The organism is Variovorax sp. R-27, assembly GCF_049913215.1.
In the GTDB taxonomy this organism is placed as follows: domain Bacteria; phylum Pseudomonadota; class Gammaproteobacteria; order Burkholderiales; family Burkholderiaceae_C; genus Variovorax.
Window position 1 is genome coordinate 1,401,387 of the sequence record NZ_CP183984.1, and the last position, 20,320, is coordinate 1,421,706.

Consider the following 20,320-nt stretch of genomic DNA (forward strand, 5'->3'; position numbering starts at 1 on the left):
TTACTGCTCTTCGCCCCAGGCGAAGCCGTCGCGCGCAATCATCGCGCTGGACGCGCTCGGGCCCCAGGTGCCAGCCGCATAGGGGCGCGGGCCGCCGTCCGATTCCCAGCTGTCGATCAGCGGCTCGACCCAGCGCCATGCTTCTTCCTGCTCGTCGCTGCGCACGAACAGGTTCAGGCGGCCGTCGATCACGTCGAGCAGCAGGCGCTCGTAGGCGCCCACGCGTTCGGCGCCGAAGCGCTTGTCGAAGTCGAGGTCGAGCTGCACCGGCGCCAGCTGCGCGGCCGCGCTCTGGTTGCCGTTGGTGCGCTGCCGGTTGTCCTGCGCCTGCGCGAGCATGTGAAGCTCCAGCCCGTCCTTGGGCTGCAGGTTGATCACCAGCTTGTTGACGTTGCCCGCCGGTGCCCGGTAGATGGCATGCGGCGTGGGCCTGAAGTTGACCTCGATGCGCGCGTCGCGCGAAGCCAGCCGCTTGCCGGTGCGGATGTAGAAGGGCACGCCGGCCCAGCGCCAGTTGGCGATTTCGGTGCGCAGCGCCACGAAGGTCTCGGTGCGGCTGTCCGGGTTCACGCCCGGCTCGTCGCGGTAGCCCTGCACCCGCTCGCCGTAGGCCGTGCCGGCCGTGTACTGGCCGCGCACCGTGTGCAGGCCCAGGCTCTCGGGCGTCCAGGGCTTGAGGGCGCGCAGCACCTTGAGCTTTTCGTCGCGGATGGCGTCGGCGTGCGAGTTGATCGGCGGCTCCATGGCCACGGCGCACAGCAGCTGCAGCGCGTGGTTCTGCACCATGTCGCGCAGTGCGCCGGTCTGGTCGTAGAACGCGCCGCGCTTTTCCACGCCCAGGTCTTCGGCAATGGTGATCTGGATGTTGGAGATGTGCTCGCGGCGCCAGATGGGCTCGAACAGCGCATTGCCGAAGCGCATGGCGAACAGGTTCTGCACCGAAGGCTTGCCGAGGTAGTGGTCGATGCGAAAGACCTGCTTTTCTTCGAGCACCTTGCCCACGGCGGAGTTGATGGCGCGGTTGGAAGCCAGGTCGTGGCCCAGCGGCTTCTCAAGCACGATGCGGGTCCTGGAACCGTTGAGCCCGGCCGCCGCGATCTGCTCGACCACCTGGGTGAAGAGCGCGGGCGCCGTGGCCACGTACATCACCACCGTCTTGGCGTCGCGCTGGTTGAGCAGGCTCGCCAGGCGGGCATAGTCGTCGGGCTTCGAGAGGTCCATGCGCAGGTAGTGCAGCATGGAGGCGAACTTCTCGAATTCCTCCGGCGAAGGCCGCTTGGCGCCTTCGACCGCCTTGAAGCGCGACTGGATCAGCTCCCGGTACTGGTCGTCCGACAGGTCGTCCCGCGCCACGCCGACGATGCGGCCGTCAGGTGGCAGACTGCCGTGCCGGAATGCCTGGAACAGCGCGGGCATCAGCTTGCGCCACGCGAGATCGCCAGTACCGCCGAACAGAACGAGATCGAAGCTCATGAGAAAACTTTCCTTTGTCTGAGTGCCGAGGCAGGCTGCATGCGTCGCTGATGCGACATGCGCCAGTCGCGATGGTACTTGTACCGATTCGAGAGACCTGTACTAAAGCTACGCTGCCCCATGGCCGCGAGGCCTTTTTTTATTGCACAGAGGTGGAGGGACCCAATGAAGAGCAAGATTCTCACCGCAGCCGCGCTGCTCGGCCTGTCGGCCGCCGCGTCGGCCCAGACCGTCAACGTGATCTGCTCGGTCCAGGCCGAGTGGTGCAACGTGATTTCCACCGTCTATGCCCGAACCACCGGCGTGCGCATCAACATGGCGCTCAAGGGCTCGGGCGAAGCGCTGGCCCAGCTGATTGCCGAGAAGGACAACCCCAAGACCGACATCTGGTTCGGCGGCACCGGCGATCCGCACCTGCAGGCGGCCGAGCAGGGGCTCACGCTCGAATACAAGTCGCCCACGCTGTCGCAGCTGCATCCCTGGGCCCAGCAGCAGGCCAAGCAGTCGGGCTACAAGACGGTCGGCATCTATTCGGGCCCGCTGGGCTTCGGCTACAACCCCGAGCTGCTGGCCAAGAAGAAGCTGCCAGTGCCCAAGACCTGGGCCGACCTGCTCAAGCCCGAATACAAGGGCGACATCCAGGTGGCCAACCCCGCATCGAGCGGCACGGCCTACACCATGATCGCCACGCTGGTGCAGATGATGGGCGAGGACAAGGCCTTCGACTACCTCAAGGCGCTGCACAAGAATGTGGGCCAGTACACCCGCTCGGGCACCGGTCCGATCAAGGCGGTGGCACGCGGCGAAACCGCGATCTCCATCAGCTTCGTGCACGATGGCCCTGGCGAGAAGATGCAGGGCTTTCCGGTCGAGACCATCACGCCGAGTGATGGCACGGGCGCCGAGATCGGCTCCATGAGCATCATCAAGGGCGCGCGCAACCTCGACGCCGCCAAGAAGTTCTACGAATGGGCACTGACGCCCGCCGCGCAGGAGCTGGGCGCCGCCAACAAGCAGTTCCAGCTGCCGAGCAACGTGAATGCAAAGCTCGACCCGCGCATTCCCGATTTCAAGAAGATCAAGTTCATCAACTACGACTACGCCAAGTACGGTGCCAGCGCCGAACGCCGCCGCCTGATTGCGCGCTGGGAAAAAGACGTCAATTCGCTGCCGCGCTAAGTGGAAGCGCGTTCAGTCGCTGAAGGCGCGCCGGTCAATCCGGCGTCGCTGGCTGCCATCCGGCGCTCGCGGCGCTGGATCTGGGCGTGGGTCGCGCTGGGCTTTGCGGCGTACCTGCTGCTGCCCTGGTATGCGATCCAGGATGCCACCTGGTACGAGGCCGTTCCGCAGGTCTTCGGTCAGGCGGAGGGTGCCAACGGCCTGATGCAGGCGGCTACGCAGGGCCGCAGCTGGCTCTTCATCGGCCTTGCGGGGCTTGTGATGTGCGCCGTAGGCGCGTGGCTGCCGGCGGGGCGGGCACAAGGGCGCTGGCTGCTGGCGGGCGGCGCGATCGGTGCCATCGGGCTTGCCGTCACGGGCTTTGCCATCGGCGCGCGGGGCTGGAGCTTTGCGGCGCTCAACGCGCAGTTCGGCGAGCTGGCCATCAACCAGTTCGGCATCGGCGCGGGCGGCTTCGTGGCGCTCACCGCGCTGGTGCTGCTGGCGGCCTTCGGCATTGCGCGGCTGGGCCTCTTCAAGGGCGACCTGTTCGTGTCTGCCGCGGTCATCGGCTGCGGCGTGCTGATGGCGCTGTTCATTGCCTATCCGGTGAGCAAGGCGTTGTCCGGTGCGTTCTTCAATGAGGACGGGCAGTGGTCGATCACCGCGTTCGTCGCGCGCGTGTTCACCGAGCGCATCTGGGGCCTTGGCTGCCTCTCCGGCGGCGTGCGCTGCGGCGTGGCGTGGAACACGCTGGTGCTGGCCCTGCTCGCGGCGGCCGGCACCACCTTCCTCGGCACGCTGATGGCGCTGATGGCCGAGCGCGGCAGCAAGCGCGGGCAGGGCGCGCTGCGGGTGCTGGCGCTGCTGCCGATCATCACGCCGCCCTTCGTGGTGGGCCTCGGCTTGATCCTGCTGTTCGGCCGCGCCGGCATCGTCAACCAGGTGCTGGAGAACGTGTTCGGCATCGAGCCCACGCGCTGGTTCTACGGCATGCCGGGCGTGCTGGTGGCGCAGCTGTTCGCGTTCACGCCCATCGCCTTCATGATCATGCGCGGCGTGGTGCAGGGCATTGCGCCCAGCCTCGAGGAAGCCGCGCAAATGCTGCGCGCCGACCGCCGCCGCACCTTCTTCACCATCACGCTGCCGCTCTTGAAGCCGGGGCTGGCCAACGCCTTCCTGGTGGGCTTCATCGAGAGCATTGCCGACTTCGGCAACCCCGTGGTGGTGGGCGGGCAGTTCTCGGTGCTGTCGACCGACATCTTCTTTGCCATCGTCGGCGCGCAGTACGACCAGGGCCGTGCGGCCTCGCTGGCCTGGGTGCTCACGCTGTTCGCGCTCGGCGTGTTCGCGCTGCAGCGCGGCGTGCTGGGCAAGCAGAACTACACCACCGTGAGCGGCAAGGGCGACGCAGGCATCGCGATGGCGCTGCCCGACGGCGTGCGCCGCACCATCTACTGCATCGCCTTGCCGTGGATCGCGTTCACCGCCGTGGTGTACCTGTTCGCCTTCGCGGGCGGCTTCGTGCAGACCTGGGGACGCGACTACAGCTTCACGCTGAACCACTTCAAGAACGCCTTCGCGCTGGAGTGGGGGCAGTTCGGGCTGGTGTGGGCGGGTACGGCGTGGAACTCGCTGATCACCACGCTCAAGCTGGCGGGCATCTCGGCGCCCATTACCGCGGCGCTGGGCCTGCTGATTGCATGGCTGCTGGCGCGCAACGAGTTCAGGGGGCAGGGGCTGTTCGAGTTCGGCGCGCTGCTGGCCTTTGCGATTCCGGGCACGGTGCTGGGCGTGAGCTACATCCTGGCTTTCAACGTGCCGCCTTTCGAGCTCACGGGCACGGGGCTCATCATCGTGCTGTGCTTCATGTTCCGGAACCTGCCGGTGGGCGTGCGGGCCGGCACGGCGGCCTTCAAGCAGCTCGACCGCTCGCTCGACGAGGCTTCGCTGATGCTGCGCGCCTCGACCTCGCAGACGCTCTTCAAGGTGGTGCTGCCGCTGCTCAAGCCCGCGCTGGTGGCCGCGCTGGTCTACAGCTTCGTGCGCGCCATGACGACGGTGAGCGCGGTGATCTTCCTGGTCACGGCGGAGAACGAGTTGGCCACCACCTACATCATCGGCCGCGTCGGCAACGGCGACTACGGCATCGCGCTGGCGTACTGCACGGTGCTCATGATCCTGATGTCGCTGGCCATTGCGCTGGTGCAGTGGGTGGTTGGGGAGCGCAAGCTTGGGCGGCGCAAGGCGGGTGTGCCGGTTGTGCCCGCGCCCGTGCATTGAAACGAGAGAAGAATCCATGAGCAACGGCATCGAATTCCGCAACGTCACCAAGCGCTACGGCGCCGACAAGAACGCGCCGCTGGCCGTCAAGGGCATCAGCTTCGAAGTGCCGGTGGGCACGCTCACCACCATCCTCGGGCCCTCGGGCTGCGGCAAGACGACCACGCTGCGGATGATCGCGGGGCTCGAATCGCCGACCGCGGGCTCGATCTTCATGGGCGGGCGAGACGTCACCACGCTCGGCCCGGCCGAGCGCAACGTCAGCATGATGTTCCAGAGCTACGCGCTGTTCCCGCACATGAACGTGATCGAGAACGTGAGCTACGGCCTGCGCATGAGCGGCGTGAAGAAAGACGAGGCCACGTCGCGGGCGCGCGAGGCGCTGCGGGGCGTGGGGCTGGTCGGCTTCGACGAGCGCCTGCCCAGCGAGCTTTCGGGCGGCCAGCAGCAGCGCGTGGCGCTGGCGCGTGCGCTGGTGCTCGAACCGGCGGTGCTGCTGTTCGACGAGCCGCTGTCGAACCTCGATGCCCGGCTGCGCCGCGAGATGCGCGAGGAAATCCGCTCGCTGCAGCAGCGGCTGAAGCTCACGGTGGCCTACGTCACGCACGACCAGAGCGAGGCGCTGGCCGTGAGCGACCAGATCATCGTGATGGACCACGGCGTGATCGCCCAGCGCGGCACGCCCGAGCAACTCTACGGGCGGCCCGAGAGCGAGTTCGTCGCCGGTTTCATGGGCGAGGCGATGGTGTTTCCCGCCACGGCGCAAGCCGACGGCAGCGTGGCGCTCGGCCCGCTGCGCCTGCAGCCGCGCTACGCGGTGGCGCCCGGCACGGTGAAGGTGGCGGTGCGGCCCGAAGCCTGGCAGATCGGCGCCATTGGCGCGGCGGACGGCCTTCCGGCCACGCTGCGCAAGGCCGCCTACCTTGGCAGCTTCTACGAATACGGCTTCGACACCACCCTGGGGCCGGTCTTCGTGGTGTCGACCGACCTGTCCCGCCCGCTGGCTGCCGGCGCGCAGGCCACGCTGTCCCTGGGAGCCCATGGCGTGAGCGTGGTGCCCGGCGCATGAAACAATGGCGCCATGAACGTGGTTTTCGACTTGGGCGCCGTGCTGTTCGCATGGGAGCCCACACGGCTGGTACAGGCCCATCTCTCCCAACACGCACCCACTGAAGCCGCCGCGGCCGCCTTGGGCAGGGCGCTTTTCCATCACGACGACTGGACGGGTTTCGACTGCGGCACCCGCACGCTGGACGACGCCATCGCCCGCATGACGGCGCGGCTTTCGCTGCCGGCCGAGCCGCTTCACACCATGCTCGAAGGGCTGGGCGAGCGGCTGGAGCCCATCGGCGTCACGGTCGACATGCTCGAACAGCTGATCGCCCACCGCGAAGCCGGCCAGCCGCTGCGCCTGTACTACCTGTCGAACATGCCCGCGCCGTACGCCCGCGCCATCGAGCGCAAGCACGCCTTCATGCAGCGCTTCGACGGCGGCGTGTTCTCGGGGGACGTGAAGTTCCTCAAGCCCGAACGCGAGATCTACGAAGTGCTGGCGATGCGCTACCGCCTCGATCCGGCACAGACCGTGTTCATCGACGATTCGGCCGCCAACGTGGAGGCGGCGCGCGCCTTCGGCTGGCACGCCATTCATTGCACCGCGCCGGCCGTGCTGCCGTCGCAGCTGCAGCGCTACCTGCCGGTGAGCACCACCTTGTCGGTGTCGAACCCCAGGCTGCGGGCGTAGTCCAGTTCCGCGCGCAGCACGGCCTCGTCGAGGCGTGGCGCGCGCGACAGCACCCACAGGTATTGGCGGTCGGGCGTGCCGACCAGCGAAACCTGATAGTCGCGGTCGAGCTTCAGGATCCAGTAGTCGCCCCAGACCATCGGCAGCCAGCCGAGCCACGCTGGCGCAAATCGCACCTGGAGGCGCCCTGCGCCAGGCTGGCCTGCCACCGGCACCACGCGGGCAGCGCCGACGGCCTCGTCGAAGTTGCCGTCTTCCCGCACGCAGCGATTGAGCACCTGCACGGCACCCCCAGGCTGCGGGGTGTATTCGGCGACGACGGGGCCGGCGCATTGTTTCTGGAAGCGGTTCGGCAGGCGGGCCTGCTCGTGCCAGATGCCCGCATAGCGCTGCAGATCGACCGGCGCCACCACCTGCAGCGGCGCGCGCATCAGCGGTGCGCCGTCAGCCGGGCCGGCTGGCCGGGCGCGTGCGGTGCGCGCCGCGTCCATGGCGAACCAGGTGGCCACGCCGCCCACGACGAAGGCCGTGGCCATTGCGCCGATCGCGTTGCTGGTGCGGCGGTCGTCGAAAGGCCGGACGGTGGTGGCGTCGGCGCGCGTGCGAGGGGTCATGAGGCACTCCTGAGGGATGAAGACATTCGGCGTAAAACTCAGGCTAGCCAAGGCCCGGGCACGCGCCCGTCAGCCACGGACCACAGGCGGTGTAGGGCGGGGAGGCCGGACAGCGGAGACAACCACACGGGCATCAGGCCGATGGAGCCGCGTGAAAACCCGTGCTACGGTGCGCATGAAAACATCGGCCGACGCGCAACTGCGTGCAGGACTTGTCACAACCCGCACTGGATAATGATTTCATGAACCAACTCGATGCCCTCCGCCAATGGACCACCGTCGTCGCCGACACCGGTGACTTCAAGCAGCTCAGCGTTTCCAAGCCACAGGACGCGACCACCAATCCCTCGCTGATCCTCAAGGCCGTGCAGAAGCCCGAATACCGGCCGCTGCTCGACGAGACAGTGAAGAAGCACGCGGGCAAGCCGCTCGACGAGGTCATCGACCGCCTGCTGGTGCGCTTCGGCACCGAAATCCTCTCGATCATCCCGGGCCGCGTGTCGACCGAAGTCGACGCCCGCCTGTCCTTCGACACGGCCGCGACCATTGCGCGCGGCGAGCGCATCGTGGCGCTCTATAAGGCCGAAGGCATCGACACCGAAAAGCGCCTGCTCATCAAGGTCGCCTCCACCTGGGAAGGCATCGAGGCGGCGCGTGCCCTGGAGCAGAAGGGCATTCGCACCAACCTCACGCTGCTGTTCTCGTTCGCGCAGGCCGTGGCCTGCGGCGCTGCGGGCGTGCAGCTCATCTCGCCCTTCGTGGGCCGCATCTACGACTGGTACAAGAAGTCGGCCGGCGCCAAGTGGGACGAGGCTGCGAGCGCTGGCGCGAACGACCCCGGCGTGAAGTCGGTGCGCGAAATCTTCAACTACTACAAGCAGCACGGCATCAAGACCGAAGTCATGGGTGCGAGCTTCCGCAATGTGGGACAGATCCAGGCGCTCGCCGGCTGCGACCTGCTGACCATCAGCCCCGAGCTGCTGGCCGAGCTGGCCGCCAGCAACGAGCCGCTGCAGCACGCGCTCGACGCCAAGGCTGCAACTGGCGGCGACGTCGCCAAGGTCAGCTACGACGAGGCGGGCTTCCGCTTTGCCCTGAACGAAGACGCCATGGCCACCGAGAAGCTCGCCGAAGGCATCCGCGCCTTCGCGGCCGACGCCGTGAAGCTCGAAAAGCTCATGCAGGAAAGCGGCAAGTAAACATGGCCATGACCCTTCGCTGCGATCGCGCGCCGGCCTGGGCGCAATTGCAGTCCAGCTTCGAAATCGCGGGCCGCCAGTTCGACGTGCGCCATGCCTTCGTCGACGACGCAGGCCGCTTCGCCCGCTTCAGCCAGGAGGCGCCGTATGTCTTCGCCGACCTGTCGAAGAACCTGATCGACGCGCGCACCGAAGAGCTGCTGTTCGAGCTGGCCCGCGAGTGCGGCCTCGAGGCTCACCGCGACGCCATGTTCGCCGGCGAGCACATCAACAACACCGAAGACCGCGCCGTGCTGCACACGCTGCTGCGCGCGCCGGCCGATGCGCAGACCGGCCCGAAGACCGCGCACGAGCTGCGCGAAGTGCACGCCACGCTCGACGCGATGCTGGCCTATGCCGAGAGGGTGCGCACCGACCACACGATCACCGACGTGGTCAACATCGGTATCGGCGGCTCCGACCTCGGCCCGCAGATGGCGGTGCTGGCGCTGGCCGAATTCGCCGCGCCGGGCAAGCGCTTTCACTTCGTCTCGAACGTCGACGGCCATGAGCTGGCGGGCGTGCTGCAGGGCCTCGCGCCCGAGCACACGCTGTTCCTCATTGCCTCGAAGACCTTCACCACGGCCGAGACGATGACCAACGCGCTTTCTGCCAAGCGCTGGTACGAGCAATCGGGTGGCACCGACATCGCGGGCCACTTCGCGGCGCTCACCACCAATGTGGAAGCGGCGAAGAAGTTCGGCATCGACACCACCTTCGGCTTCTGGGACTGGGTGGGCGGCCGCTATTCGCTGTGGTCGGCAATCGGCCTGCCGATTGCGCTGGCCATCGGCGCCGACGGCTTCCGCCGGCTGCTGGCGGGCGCGCATGCAATGGACGAGCACTTCCGCACGGCACCGCTCGCGCAGAACCTTCCGGTGCGGCTGGGCCTGCTTGACGTCTGGTATCGCAACTTCCACAAGTTCACGAGCCGCAGCATCGCGCCGTACCACAGCGCACTGAAGCGTGTGCCGGCCTACCTGCAGCAGCTCGAGATGGAAAGCAACGGCAAGCAGGTCGATGCCAGCGGCAAGCCGGTGGCCTTCGGCACTTCGCCTGTGCTGTGGGGCGAGCCCGGCACCAACGGGCAGCACGCCTACTTCCAGATGCTGCACCAGGGCACAGACGTGATCCCGCTCGAGTTCGTGGCGGTGCGCGATGCCTCTCACGACCTCGAAGGCCATCACCCCAAGCTGCTGGCCAATGCGCTCGCGCAGGCGCAGGCGCTGATGGTGGGCAAGCTCGACGAGGGCGGCCACAAGAACTTTCCGGGCAACCGGCCGAGCACCTTCTTCGTGTTCGAAAAGCTCACGCCCGAATCGCTGGGTGCCTTCCTCGCGATGTACGAGCACCGCGTGTTCACCAGCGGTGCGCTGTGGGGTATCAACAGTTTCGACCAGTGGGGCGTGGAGCTCGGCAAGGTACTCGCAAAGGACATCGAACCGCGCCTCGCATCGGGCGATGTCATGGGGCTCGATGCATCGACCGCGGGCCTGCTGAAGCGGCTGGGCAGCTGAATCGGGCCGCTGGCAAGCCAATTCATAACCCGTTTGTTTGCAGGCCAGCTATCGCTTCTAGCCGAGTTTGCCGTTGAAAGACGCATCTATATGATGGCCCGGGGAAATTTCCCTGGGACCAATCAAGAGGAGTCGATCAATGAATTTTCAAACAGCGGTCAAGACCTGTCTGAACAAGTACGTGGATTTCAGCGGGCGCGCCTCGCGCTCGGAGTTCTGGTGGTTCGTGCTTGGACAGCTGGTCATTCTCATCGTGGCAAGCCTGATCCATCGGTTCGTGTACGGCATCGCGGCCCTGGCCCTGCTGCTGCCCGCGCTGGCCGTGGGAGCGCGCCGCCTGCACGACATCGGCAAGAGCGGCTGGTTTCTGCTGCTGGCGCTCATTCCGCTCGTCAACCTCGTGCTGATCTATTTCTACGTGCAGCCGACGCAACCCGAGTCGAACAGCTACGGCGAACCACCGACCGCCTGAGTTTTTAAAAAAAGGGCCGCGCAAGCGGCCCTTTTTGTTTGGTCCTGCCGAGAGACTCACGCAGTTACTGCCTGTGCGGCCGTGCGCGCCGGCGCGCCGCTCGCCATGCGCACGCACAGGTCGAAGGCCTGCTGCAGCCCTTCGATCTTCGCAATGCCCTGGCCCGCGATGTCGAAGGCGCTGCCGCTGGCCGACGTGGCCACCGGCACCGGCAGGCCGCCGTGCAGCGTCACGCCCTGCTCGAAGCCCATGAGCTTCATCGCGATCTGGCCCTGGTCGTGGTACATCGACACCACCGCATCGACGTCGCCGCGCCGTGCGCCGATGAACACCGTGTCGGGCGAGAACGGGCCGCGCGCGTCGAAGCCCTCGGCGCGCAGCTGTTCGACGGCGGGCGCGATGATCTCGATTTCTTCCATGCCGATGGAGCCCCCGTCGCCCGCGTGCGGGTTGAGCCCCGTCACCGCGATGCGCGGATGCGCCACGCCCGCGCGGCGCAGCGCCGACGCGATGATCTTCACGGCGTCGCTCACGCCTTCCACGGTGATGTGGCTCGCCACGTCCTTCAGCGGAATGTGCGAGGTCACGCGCGAGGTCCAGAGCGATCCTGTGAGATTGAACTCGCAGACGAAGCCCGTCACCGCAAAGCGCTCCTGCATGTAGCGCAGCTCGTCTTCATGCACGAGGCCGCCCAGGCGCAGCGAATGCTTGTTGAGCGGCGCAAAGAGAATGCCTTCGGCCTGCCCGCGCCGCACCGCCAGCGTGGCCAGCTCCAGCGCCTCGAACGAGGCCCGGCCAGACTGTTCATTCGACTCACCCAGCACCGGCTCAAGGCCCTCCATCCAGTCGCGCGTGAGCAGGCTGGGGCGGCCGTCTTCGAAGCGCAGCGCGTCGAGGTTCTCGACCTGCAGCGGGTCCAGCTTCACGCCCGCCGCGCGCTCGCCGGCGGCCAGCACGATCGGGTCGGCAATCAGCAGCACGCGCGCGGCGTCCAGGTTGCGCTGGCGCCCCAGCAGCTTCACGGCCATTTCGGGGCCGACGCCGCTGGGGTCGCCCAGCAGCACGACGATGCGGGGTTTGGCGGAGATCACGCTCGAGGTCTTGGTAGTGGTGGACATGGTGTGGCTCGGATGCGAGTTGAATGAAAAGGGAGCGGGCCGGTTCATTCGGCCTTGATATTGGCGTCGCGCACGAGCTGGCCGTAGTGGTCGAATTCCTGCTTGTTCATTGCCGCGAAGGGCTCGCCGGTGAGCGCGCCGGGCTCGCCGCCCAGGGCCTTGATGCGCGTCTGCACGTCGGCCAGCTTCAGCGTGCGCGTGAGCTCGGCGCTCAGCCGCTCGACCGCGGGGCGCGGCGTGCCGGCCGTGACGTAGAGGCCGTACCAGGTGGACACGTCGGCGCCCTTGACGCCCTGCTCGGCCAGCGTGGGCACGTCGGGCAGCTCGGGCGAGCGCTGCGGCGCACTCACGGCCAATGCGCGGAACTTGCCGGCCTTGATCTGGCCCATGGCCGAGGAGGTGCTGTCGAACATCATGTCGACTTCGCCCGCGATGATGTCGATGTGCGCCTGCGAGCTGCCCTTGTAGGGCACGTGGATCGACTTCATGCCGGTGGCCAGGTTGAAGGCCTCGCCGCCCACGTGCTGCGTGCTGCCGATGCCCGACGAGGCGTACTTGAATCCGCCCGGCTTGGCCGCCATGGCCGTCACCAGGTCCTTCACCGACTTGTAGGGCGAGCTGGCCGACACCACCAGCACGTTGGGCATCACTGCCACCAGGCCCACGGGCTGCAGGTCTTTGAGCGGGTCGTACTTGAGCTTGAGGATGTGCGGCGCCACAGCCTGCGCCGTGTTGGTGGCCAGCAGCAGCGTGGCGCCGTCGGCCGGCGCGCGGGCGGTGAGTTCGCCGGCAATGGTGTTGGAGGCGCCGGGCCGGTTCTCGACCACCACGGTTTGCTTGAGCGCGGGCGAGAACTTGTCGGCCAGCACGCGCGCCAGGATGTCGGTGCCGCCGCCGGGAGAGGCGCCGACCATGATGCGCATCGGCTTGTCGGGGTAGCTCGACTGCGCACCGGCCGCTGACACGGCCAGCAGGGCGGCTGCAGCCAGCCCCGCCGCGCGGGCGAGAGAGGGAAATTTCATCGGGTGTCTCCTGCTTGTAATGAGCCCGAGCGTACGGAGCTTCTCCCTCGCGATCCAATCGTAAAAGCCTGAAGCTCCATATACTTTTGCATATGACCTCCGGACTGACCGATGCCTCGCTGATGCTCCACGTGCGGCCGCGCCAGCTGTTGCTGCTGGCCCGGCTCGATGCCCATCGCCACCTCGGCCGGGCGGCCGAGGCCATGAACATCAGCCAGCCTGCCGCCACCAAGCTGCTGCAGCAACTCGAAGATTCACTCGGCGAGAAGCTCTTCGAGCGCCTGGCGCGCGGCATGGAGCCCACGCCCTACGGCGACATCCTCATCCGCTACGCGCGCCGCGTGCTCAGCGACTTCGGCACCGCCCGCGAGGAGATGCTGGCCCTGCGCTCGGGCCTGAGCGGCGCCCTGCGCGTGGGCAGCGTGCCGGGTGCTGTGCCCGAACTGCTGGCGCCAGCGCTGGTGGAGTACCGCCGCCGCCATCCGCAGGTGGCCGTGTCGGTGGTGGTGGAGACCAGCGACGTGATTCAGGCGCAGCTGGAGCAGGGCGACGTCGATCTCGTGCTGGGCCGTCTCACCGAGAGCCATGACGAGGCGAAGTACGCGAGCGTGCCGCTGCTAGGCGAGTCGATGGTGGTCGTGGTGCGCACCGCGCACCCGGTGTTCGAGCGCGCCACCGTCACGCTGGCCGGCATGGCGAACTGGTCGTGGGTGCTGCAGCCGCCGGGCTCGCCGCAGCGCGGGCGCTTCGAGGCGGCGATGCGCGAGGCCGGTATCCAGGCCCGGCTCGACATCATCGAAACGGCATCGCCCATCGCCATTACCGCCTTGCTCGAGAACTCCGATATGGCGGCCGTGATGCCCGCCTCGCAGGCCAACCACTACGCCCGATTGGGCGTGCTGCGCACCGTGCCGGTGGAGCTGCCGGTGCGCGTGCCGCCGATCTGCCTGATCACGCGGGAAGACCGGGCGCTGTCGCCGGCGGCCGCACAGTTCCGCCGTCAGCTGCTGGGCGGCGCCTGAGGCCTTTGGGATGCTGTTTTCCATGCTGTATTGCATCAACTAGGGAATTCACTAGCCAACTGGTGCATGAAAGTACTGGTGGTGGCTGTCGAAGTACCAAAACTGCAAGCGCGTTTCTCCAGAATCCGGCCACGGCGACCCGACAAGAGGGCGTCGCTCACCTCTAGGAGACAACATGAAGCGTTTTCTGAAAGCGGGCCTCGTCCTCGCACTCATCGGCTCGGGCGTCGTGTCCCAGGCCGCCACCGAACTCGTGATCGCGACCGTGAACAACGGCCACATGATCGAGATGCAGAAGCTCACGCCCTTCTTCGAAAAAGCGAACCCCGACATCAAGCTCAAGTGGGTCACGCTGGAAGAAGGCACGCTGCGCCAGCGCGTGACCACCGACATCGCCACCAAGGGCGGCCAGTTCGACGTGATGACCATCGGCCTGTACGAAACGCCGATCTGGTCGAAGAAGGGCTGGCTCAAGCCCATTGCCACCGATGCCGCCTATGACATCGACGATCTGCTGCCCGCCATCCGCGACGGCCTGTCGACCGACGGCAAGCTCTACGCCGCGCCCTTCTATGGCGAGAGCTCGATGCTCATGTACCGCAAGGACCTGGCCGACAAGGTGGGCGTGAAGTTCTCCGACCAGCCGACCTGGGCGCAGGTGAAGGAGTTCGCCGACAAGGCCAACGACCCGAAGGCGGGCGTGTACGGCATGTGCCTGCGCGGCAAGCCGGGCTGGGGCGACAACATGGCCTTCCTGACCACGCTGGTCAACACCAACGGCGGCCAGTGGTTCGACATGCAGTGGAAGCCGCAGATCGACACCAAGGCCTGGAAGGACGCGATCACCTTCTACGTCGACATGATGAAGAAGGACGGCCCTCCGGGCGCATCGGCCAACAGCTTCAACGAGAACCTTGCCCTCTTCAACGAAGGCAAGTGCGCGGCCTGGGTCGACGCGACCATCGCGGCCTCGTTCATCAGCGACCCGAAGCAGTCGAAGGTGGCCGACAAGGTGGCCTTCGCGCAGGCACCGACCGCCTCCACGCCGAAGGGCGCCAACTGGCTGTGGTCGTGGAACCTCGCCATTCCGGCCAGCTCGACCAAGGACGACGCGGCGCAGAAGTTCATCAAGTGGGCCACCTCCAAGGAATACATCAACCTCGTGGCCAAGGAAACCGGCTGGGCCTCGGTGCCCACAGGCACGCGCAAGTCGACCTATGCGAACCCCGAGTTCCAGAAGGTCGCCAAGTTCGCCGCTGCAGAGAAGAAGGCGATCGACAGCGCGAACCTCACCGACAGCACCTTGCCGAAGTCGCCGTACGTCGGCGTGCAGTACGCGGCCATTCCTGAGTTCCAGGCCATCGGCGTGGCGGTGGGCCAGCAGATGAGCGCGGCGCTGTCGGGCAAGGTCACTGTGGACCAGGCGCTGAAGACTTCGCAGACCGCAGCCGAGCGTGAGATGAAGAAGGCCGGGTACTACAAGTAAGTCTTCGGGCTTGCTCCCTCCCTCGCTGGGGGAGGGTAGGGGTGGGGGCTCGCGGCGCATCGTTCGGTGCCGCGCCTGATCGGGCAGCCCCCATCCCAGCCTTCCCCCAGCGGGGGAAGGAGCCAGGGACCACAAGAAGGGATACCTCATGAAAAGACTCCTGCCCCGCGCCCTCATGGCGCCCGCGGTGCTCACGCTCTTCCTCTGGATGATCGTGCCGCTCGTGATGACGTTGTACTTCTCGTTCGTCAACTACAACCTCATGCAGCCCGGTGAACGCACCTTCGCGGGCATCGAGAACTTTCACTACTTCATCACCGACCCGGACTTCTGGCCGGCCACGTGGAACACGCTGCTGCTGATCGGCAGCGTGATCGTCATCACGGTGGTGTTCGGCGTGCTGCTCGCGCTGCTGGTGAACGAGCCCTTTCCGGGGCGCGGCATCGTGCGGGTGCTGCTGATCTCGCCGTTCTTCGTCATGCCTGCGGTCAATGCGCTGCTGTGGAAGCACATGATGATGAACCCCATCTACGGCGTGCTGGCCGACGTGTGGCGTGCCTTCGGCGCACAGCCGGTCGACTGGCTCACCGACGTGCCGCTGCTGTCGGTGATCATCATGGTGGCCTGGCAGTGGCTGCCTTTTGCCTGCCTGATCTTCATCACTTCGCTGCAGTCGCTCGACCGCGAGCAGATGGAAGCCGCGCGCATGGACGGCGCGAGCTCGTTCCAGCGCTTCTTCTATCTCACCATTCCGCACCTCGCGCGCCCCATGGCGGTGGTGATCATGATCGAGATGATCTTCCTGCTCAGCGTGTTCGCCGAGATTGCCATCACCACCAATGGCGGCCCGGGCAACGAGAGCACGAACATGACCTACATGATCTTCAAGCAGTCGCTCATGAACTTCGACGTGGGCGTGGCTTCGGCCGGCGCGCTGTTCGCGGTGGTGCTGGCCAACATCGTGGCCGTGTTCCTCATCCGGATCATCGGCAAGAACCTCGACTGAGGAGCAACACGCCATGCAACAACAACAAGCCCCCAGCAACTTCCTGCCCCAGGCCATTCGCACAGTGGGTGCGTGGGCCGTCACGCTGCTGCTGTTCTTTCCGCTCGGCTGGCTGTTCCTCACGGCCTTCAAGACTGAGCTGCAGGCCATTCACGTGCCGCCGCTGTTCATCTTCGAGCCCACGCTCGGCAACTTCAGCGAAGTGCAGCGCCGCAGCGACTACCTGCTGTACGCGCGCAACTCGCTCATCACCAGCCTGGGCTCGACCATCCTCGGCCTGCTGATCGCGGCGCCCGCCGCGTACTCGATGGCCTTCTTCCGCACGAAGAAGACGCGCGACATCCTGATGTGGATGCTCTCCACCAAGATGATGCCGGCCGTGGGCGCGCTGGTGCCCATCTACGTGATCGCGCAGACCGCGGGCATGCTGGATTCGCTCACCGCGCTGACCATCGTGTTCACGCTGTCGAACCTGCCGATCATGGTGTGGATGCTCTACAGCGCCTACAAAGATATTCCGCCCGAGATCCTGGAGGCCGCGCGCATGGACGGTGCCAACCTCTGGACCGAGTTCCGCCACGTCGTGATGCCGCTGTCGGTGGGCGGGCTCGCATCGACCGGCCTTCTGTGCCTGGTGCTGAGCTGGAACGAGGCCTTCTGGGCGTTGAACCTCACCTCCGCCAAGGCCGGCACGCTGGCCACGCTGATCGCCTCGTACTCCAGCCCCGAGGGCCTGTTCTGGGCCAAGTTGTCGGCCGCCTCGCTGATGGCCATTGCGCCCATCGTCGTGTTCGGCTGGTTCAGCCAGAAGCAACTCGTCCAAGGCCTGACCTTCGGCGCCGTCAAGTAAAGAAAGGGAGACATCTCATGGCCTACCTCGAACTCAAGAACATCAAGAAGAGCTTTGGTGAAGTCAACATCATCAAGGGCGTCGACCTGCAGATCCAGAAGGGCGAGTTCATAGTCTTCGTCGGGCCTTCGGGCTGCGGCAAGTCGACGCTGCTGCGGCTGATCGCCGGGCTCGAGCCCATCACCAGCGGCAACCTGCTGCTCGACGGCAAGGACATCACCTGGGCGCCTTCGGGCAAGCGCGACCTTGCGATGGTGTTCCAGAGCTACGCGCTCTATCCGCACATGAGCGTGTACGACAACATGTCGTTCGCGCTGAAGCTCGCAGGTGTGTCCAAGAGCGAGATCAAGACCAAGGTCGATCATGCGGCGAAGACGCTCAACCTCACGCAGTACCTCGACCGCACGCCCAAGGACCTGTCGGGCGGCCAGCGTCAGCGCGTGGCCATCGGCCGCGCCATCGTGCGCGCGCCCAAGGTGTTCCTGTTCGACGAGCCGCTGTCGAACCTCGACGCGGCACTGCGCGGCAACACGCGGGTCGAAATCCACAAGCTTCACCGCGCACTCGGTGCGACCACCATCTACGTGACGCACGACCAAGTCGAGGCCATGACGCTGGCCGACCGCGTGGTGGTGCTGAAAGACGGGCTCATCGAGCAGGTCGGCACGCCGCTGGAGCTGTACGACCACCCGGCCAACCAGTTCGTCGCGCAGTTCATCGGCATGCCGTCGATGAACATGGTGGCCGCCAATGCCATTCCCAGCTTCTCGGCCGCCACCGGCGGCAGGCTGCCCGCCGACGGCTTCCTGGGCGTGCGGCCCGAGGGCCTGCGCGTGCATCCGAAGCAGGGCGCGCCGGTGAGCGACGTGCAGGGCCGCGTCGAGCTGATCGAGGCGCTGGGCGCCGACACGCTCATCCACGTCGACGTGGGCGGCGTGCCGCTCATCGCACGGCAGAACGACCGCACGCCGCTGCAGGCCGGCGACGACGTGGCCGTGGAGCTCGACCCGTCGGTGCTGCATCTCTTCAACCGCGAAGGCCGTTCGGTCGCCGCGTGACCTTCATTTTTCTTCTACCGTCTTTTCAACGGACATTCCCGTGACCATCGCGCAAATTCCACCGGCTCTCACGGAGTTCACGGTGCTTCACCTGGGCCTTGGCTCATTCCACCGCGCCCACCAGGCGGTGTACCTGCAGCGGCTGATCGACGCAGGCGACACCCGCTGGTCGCTCTCGGGCGCCAACATCCGGCCGGACATGGCCGATGTGGTTGCTGCATTGCAGGCGCAGGGCGGGCGCTACACGCTCGAAACCGTGTCCCCGGCAGGCGAGTACCGCTACGAAGAGGTCGAAGCCATCCGCGAAGTGCTGCCGTGGGAGCGCTCGCTGGCCGGTGTGATCGCGCGCGGTGCGGCGCCGTCAACACGCATCGTGTCGTTCACCGTGACCGAGGCGGGCTACTACCTCGACGACAAGAGCAAGCTCGACCTGTCGTTCAGCGACCTGGCGGCCGATGTCGAACGCGCGCGTCGCGGCGAGGCCGGCGGCGACGGAGTGACCATCTACGGCGCAGTTTGCGCGATCCTGCGCACGCGCAAGGCCGCGAACGCGGGTCCGGTCACGCTGCTGAACTGCGACAACCTGCGCCACAACGGCGACCGCTTCCGCGCCGGGCTGCTGGAGTTCATCGAGCTGGCGGGCGATGCCGATCTGCTGGCATGGGTCAACGCGAACACGCGCTGCCCGAACGCGATGGTCGACCGCATCACGCCGCGCCCGCCGCCCGAACTGCGCGCGCGCGTAAAGGCTGCCACGGGCCGCGACGAGGCGGCAGCCGTTACCGGCGAGAGCTTCATCCAGTGGGTCATCGAAGACAACTTCGCAGCCGGACGCCCTGACTGGGGCCGCGTGGGCGTGGAGCTGGTCGAATCGGTGCAGCCCTATGAAGAGGCCAAGATCCGCATCCTCAATGCCACGCACAGCTGCATTGCGTGGGCGGGCACGCTGGTGGGGCTGAACTTCATCCACGAAGGCACGCACAACGCGGCCATCCGCAAGATGGCGTTCGACTACGTCACCGACGACGTCATTCCCTGCCTGAGCCCGAGCCCGATCGACCTCGCGGCGTACCGCGACGTGGTGCTCGACCGCTTCGGCAACCCCGCCATCCGCGACACCAACCAGCGAGTGGCGGCGGACGGCTTCTCGAAGATTCCGGGCTTCATCGCGCCGACGGTGCGTGAGCGCCTGGCGGCGGGCCAGCCCGTCGACAGCGTTGCGATGCTGCCGGCGCTGTTCCTCGCGTTCCTGCAGCGCTGGCACAAGGGCGCGCTGCCCTACGCCTATCAGGACCAGGGCATGGACGAGGCCGTGGCTCACGCGATCTGCGATGCGGCCGACCCGGTCGCTGCGCTGTGCTCGGACGCGGGCCTGTGGGGAAACATCGCCGCCGACGCCCGGCTGATCGATGCCGTGCGCCGGGCCGCCGAACGCGTTGCGCGTTTCGTTGCCGCGGAAAGCCGACCATGACGAGCGGGCGCCTTCAGGACCGGCATGTGCTGCTGACCGGCGCGGGCGGCGGCATCGGCCTGGCCGTGGCGCAGGCCTGCATCGCCGAAGGCGCGCGCTGCACCGTGATCGATCGCGCCATCGCCGCGCCCGAAGCCGTGCGAGCGCTGCAGCAGGATCACCCCGACAAGCTCGCCTACATCGCGGCCGACGTCACCGACACCCAGGCCATCGCGCACATGCTGGCCGAGGCGCAGGTGGCCTTCGGACCCATCCACACGCTGTTCAACAACGCGGCAGTGTTCGACCTGGCGCCGCTGCTCGACAGCGATGAAGCGTCATTCGACAGGCTCTTCGCGGTCAACGTGAAGGGTATGTTCTTCGTGATGCAGGCCGTGCTGCGCCACATGGTCGAGGCCGGCACGCAGGGTGCATCGGTCATCAACATGGCATCGCAGGCAGGGCGCCGCGGCGAGGCGCTGGTGTCGCACTACTGCGCGACCAAGGCGGCCGTCATCAGCTACACGCAGAGCGCCGCGCTGGCCATGGCGCCGCACGGCATCCGCGTCAATGGCATTGCGCCCGGTGTGGTCGATACGCCGATGTGGGACCATGTCGACAGCCTGTTCGCCAAGGCCGAAGGGCTGCCGCCCGGAGAGAAGAAGCGGCAGGTCGGGCTGGCGGTGCCTCTCGGGCGCATGGGCGTGCCGGGCGACATCGCGGGGGCGGCGGTATTTCTTGCCAGCGACGAGGCGCGCTACATCACGGCGCAGACTTTGAATGTCGATGGCGGTAACGTGATGAGCTGA

At 66.8% G+C, this 20,320-nt stretch carries 18 protein-coding genes; 14 read left to right on the top strand and 4 right to left on the bottom strand.

What is annotated here, in order from left to right; all coding sequences use genetic code 11:
- On the bottom strand, window positions 1-1,473 hold the full coding sequence (gene zwf / locus ACN9MV_RS06215; RefSeq protein ID WP_093048351.1) for a glucose-6-phosphate dehydrogenase: 1,473 nt from the start codon (window positions 1,471-1,473) through the stop codon (window positions 1-3).
- Between the two features lie 165 nt (window positions 1,474-1,638).
- On the opposite strand from zwf, the gene ACN9MV_RS06220 reads away from it, so the two are divergent.
- From ACN9MV_RS06220 to ACN9MV_RS06235, 4 genes are read left to right on the top strand one after another with little or no spacing between them, the layout of a single operon-like run.
- The gene (locus ACN9MV_RS06220) at window positions 1,639-2,652 is read left to right on the top strand and encodes an ABC transporter substrate-binding protein (protein ID WP_097200005.1); all 1,014 of its coding nucleotides are present in this window, start codon (window positions 1,639-1,641) and stop codon (window positions 2,650-2,652) included.
- A complete protein-coding gene (locus ACN9MV_RS06225) occupies window positions 2,653-4,914 on the top strand; it encodes an ABC transporter permease (protein ID WP_426391614.1) in 2,262 nt (753 codons plus the stop codon). It begins immediately after the preceding gene.
- 16 nt (window positions 4,915-4,930) lie between these two features.
- Window positions 4,931-5,983, top strand: a complete 1,053-nt coding sequence (locus ACN9MV_RS06230; RefSeq protein WP_426391615.1) for an ABC transporter ATP-binding protein — start codon at window positions 4,931-4,933, stop codon at window positions 5,981-5,983.
- A 12-nt stretch (window positions 5,984-5,995) separates the two neighbouring features.
- Window positions 5,996-6,658 carry an HAD family hydrolase gene (locus ACN9MV_RS06235; protein ID WP_093048360.1) on the top strand — a complete coding sequence of 221 codons (663 nt, stop codon included), beginning with the start codon at window positions 5,996-5,998 and terminating at the stop codon, window positions 6,656-6,658.
- Here the strand turns inward: ACN9MV_RS06235 and ACN9MV_RS06240 are convergent.
- Window positions 6,604-7,272, bottom strand: a complete 669-nt coding sequence (locus ACN9MV_RS06240; protein ID WP_093048363.1) for a lipocalin family protein — start codon at window positions 7,270-7,272, stop codon at window positions 6,604-6,606. The genes ACN9MV_RS06235 and ACN9MV_RS06240 overlap by 55 nt on opposite strands.
- Window positions 7,273-7,514: 242 nt before the next feature.
- Between ACN9MV_RS06240 and tal the strand changes: the two genes are divergently transcribed.
- The 3 genes from tal to ACN9MV_RS06255 all read left to right on the top strand — a co-directional run bounded on the left by tal (window position 7,515) and on the right by ACN9MV_RS06255 (window position 10,499).
- Window positions 7,515-8,471, top strand: coding sequence for a transaldolase (gene tal, locus ACN9MV_RS06245; RefSeq protein ID WP_093048365.1), 957 nt, complete (start codon window positions 7,515-7,517; stop codon window positions 8,469-8,471).
- A 2-nt stretch (window positions 8,472-8,473) separates the two neighbouring features.
- Window positions 8,474-10,027 (top strand): glucose-6-phosphate isomerase, encoded by a 1,554-nt coding sequence (pgi, locus tag ACN9MV_RS06250; RefSeq protein ID WP_426391616.1) that lies wholly within the window; start codon window positions 8,474-8,476, stop codon window positions 10,025-10,027.
- A gap of 139 nt (window positions 10,028-10,166) precedes the next feature.
- Window positions 10,167-10,499, top strand: a complete 333-nt coding sequence (locus tag ACN9MV_RS06255; protein ID WP_093048371.1) for a DUF805 domain-containing protein — start codon at window positions 10,167-10,169, stop codon at window positions 10,497-10,499.
- 56 nt (window positions 10,500-10,555) lie between these two features.
- Here ACN9MV_RS06255 and ACN9MV_RS06260 read toward each other — a convergent pair whose 3' ends face one another.
- The gene (locus ACN9MV_RS06260) at window positions 10,556-11,617 is read right to left on the bottom strand and encodes a 4-hydroxythreonine-4-phosphate dehydrogenase PdxA (RefSeq protein WP_426391617.1); all 1,062 of its coding nucleotides are present in this window, start codon (window positions 11,615-11,617) and stop codon (window positions 10,556-10,558) included.
- Window positions 11,618-11,661: 44 nt separating this feature from the next.
- On the bottom strand, window positions 11,662-12,639 hold the full coding sequence (locus ACN9MV_RS06265) for a Bug family tripartite tricarboxylate transporter substrate binding protein (protein WP_093075942.1): 978 nt from the start codon (window positions 12,637-12,639) through the stop codon (window positions 11,662-11,664).
- 92 nt (window positions 12,640-12,731) lie between these two features.
- Here ACN9MV_RS06265 and ACN9MV_RS06270 point away from each other — a divergent pair, with 92 nt between their 5' ends.
- The 7 genes from ACN9MV_RS06270 (at window position 12,732) to ACN9MV_RS06300 (ending at window position 20,320) form a co-directional block, all read left to right on the top strand.
- A complete protein-coding gene (locus ACN9MV_RS06270) occupies window positions 12,732-13,661 on the top strand; it encodes a LysR family transcriptional regulator (RefSeq protein WP_176928685.1) in 930 nt (309 codons plus the stop codon).
- Window positions 13,662-13,836: 175 nt separating this feature from the next.
- Window positions 13,837-15,147, top strand: a complete 1,311-nt coding sequence (locus tag ACN9MV_RS06275; protein ID WP_093048379.1) for an ABC transporter substrate-binding protein — start codon at window positions 13,837-13,839, stop codon at window positions 15,145-15,147.
- 148 nt (window positions 15,148-15,295) lie between these two features.
- A complete protein-coding gene (locus tag ACN9MV_RS06280) occupies window positions 15,296-16,153 on the top strand; it encodes a carbohydrate ABC transporter permease (protein WP_093048382.1) in 858 nt (285 codons plus the stop codon).
- Between the two features lie 13 nt (window positions 16,154-16,166).
- Window positions 16,167-17,003: a carbohydrate ABC transporter permease gene (locus ACN9MV_RS06285; RefSeq protein WP_093075940.1), complete on the top strand. Its 837-nt coding sequence runs from the start codon at window positions 16,167-16,169 to the stop codon at window positions 17,001-17,003.
- Between the two features lie 17 nt (window positions 17,004-17,020).
- Complete coding sequence (locus ACN9MV_RS06290) at window positions 17,021-18,061, top strand: ABC transporter ATP-binding protein (RefSeq protein WP_093172563.1); 1,041 nt, start codon at window positions 17,021-17,023, stop codon at window positions 18,059-18,061.
- A gap of 82 nt (window positions 18,062-18,143) precedes the next feature.
- A complete protein-coding gene (gene dalD / locus ACN9MV_RS06295; protein WP_426393149.1) occupies window positions 18,144-19,532 on the top strand; it encodes a D-arabinitol 4-dehydrogenase in 1,389 nt (462 codons plus the stop codon).
- Window positions 19,529-20,320 carry an L-iditol 2-dehydrogenase gene (locus ACN9MV_RS06300; RefSeq protein WP_426391618.1) on the top strand — a complete coding sequence of 264 codons (792 nt, stop codon included), beginning with the start codon at window positions 19,529-19,531 and terminating at the stop codon, window positions 20,318-20,320. The genes dalD and ACN9MV_RS06300 overlap by 4 nt, the downstream gene beginning before the upstream one ends.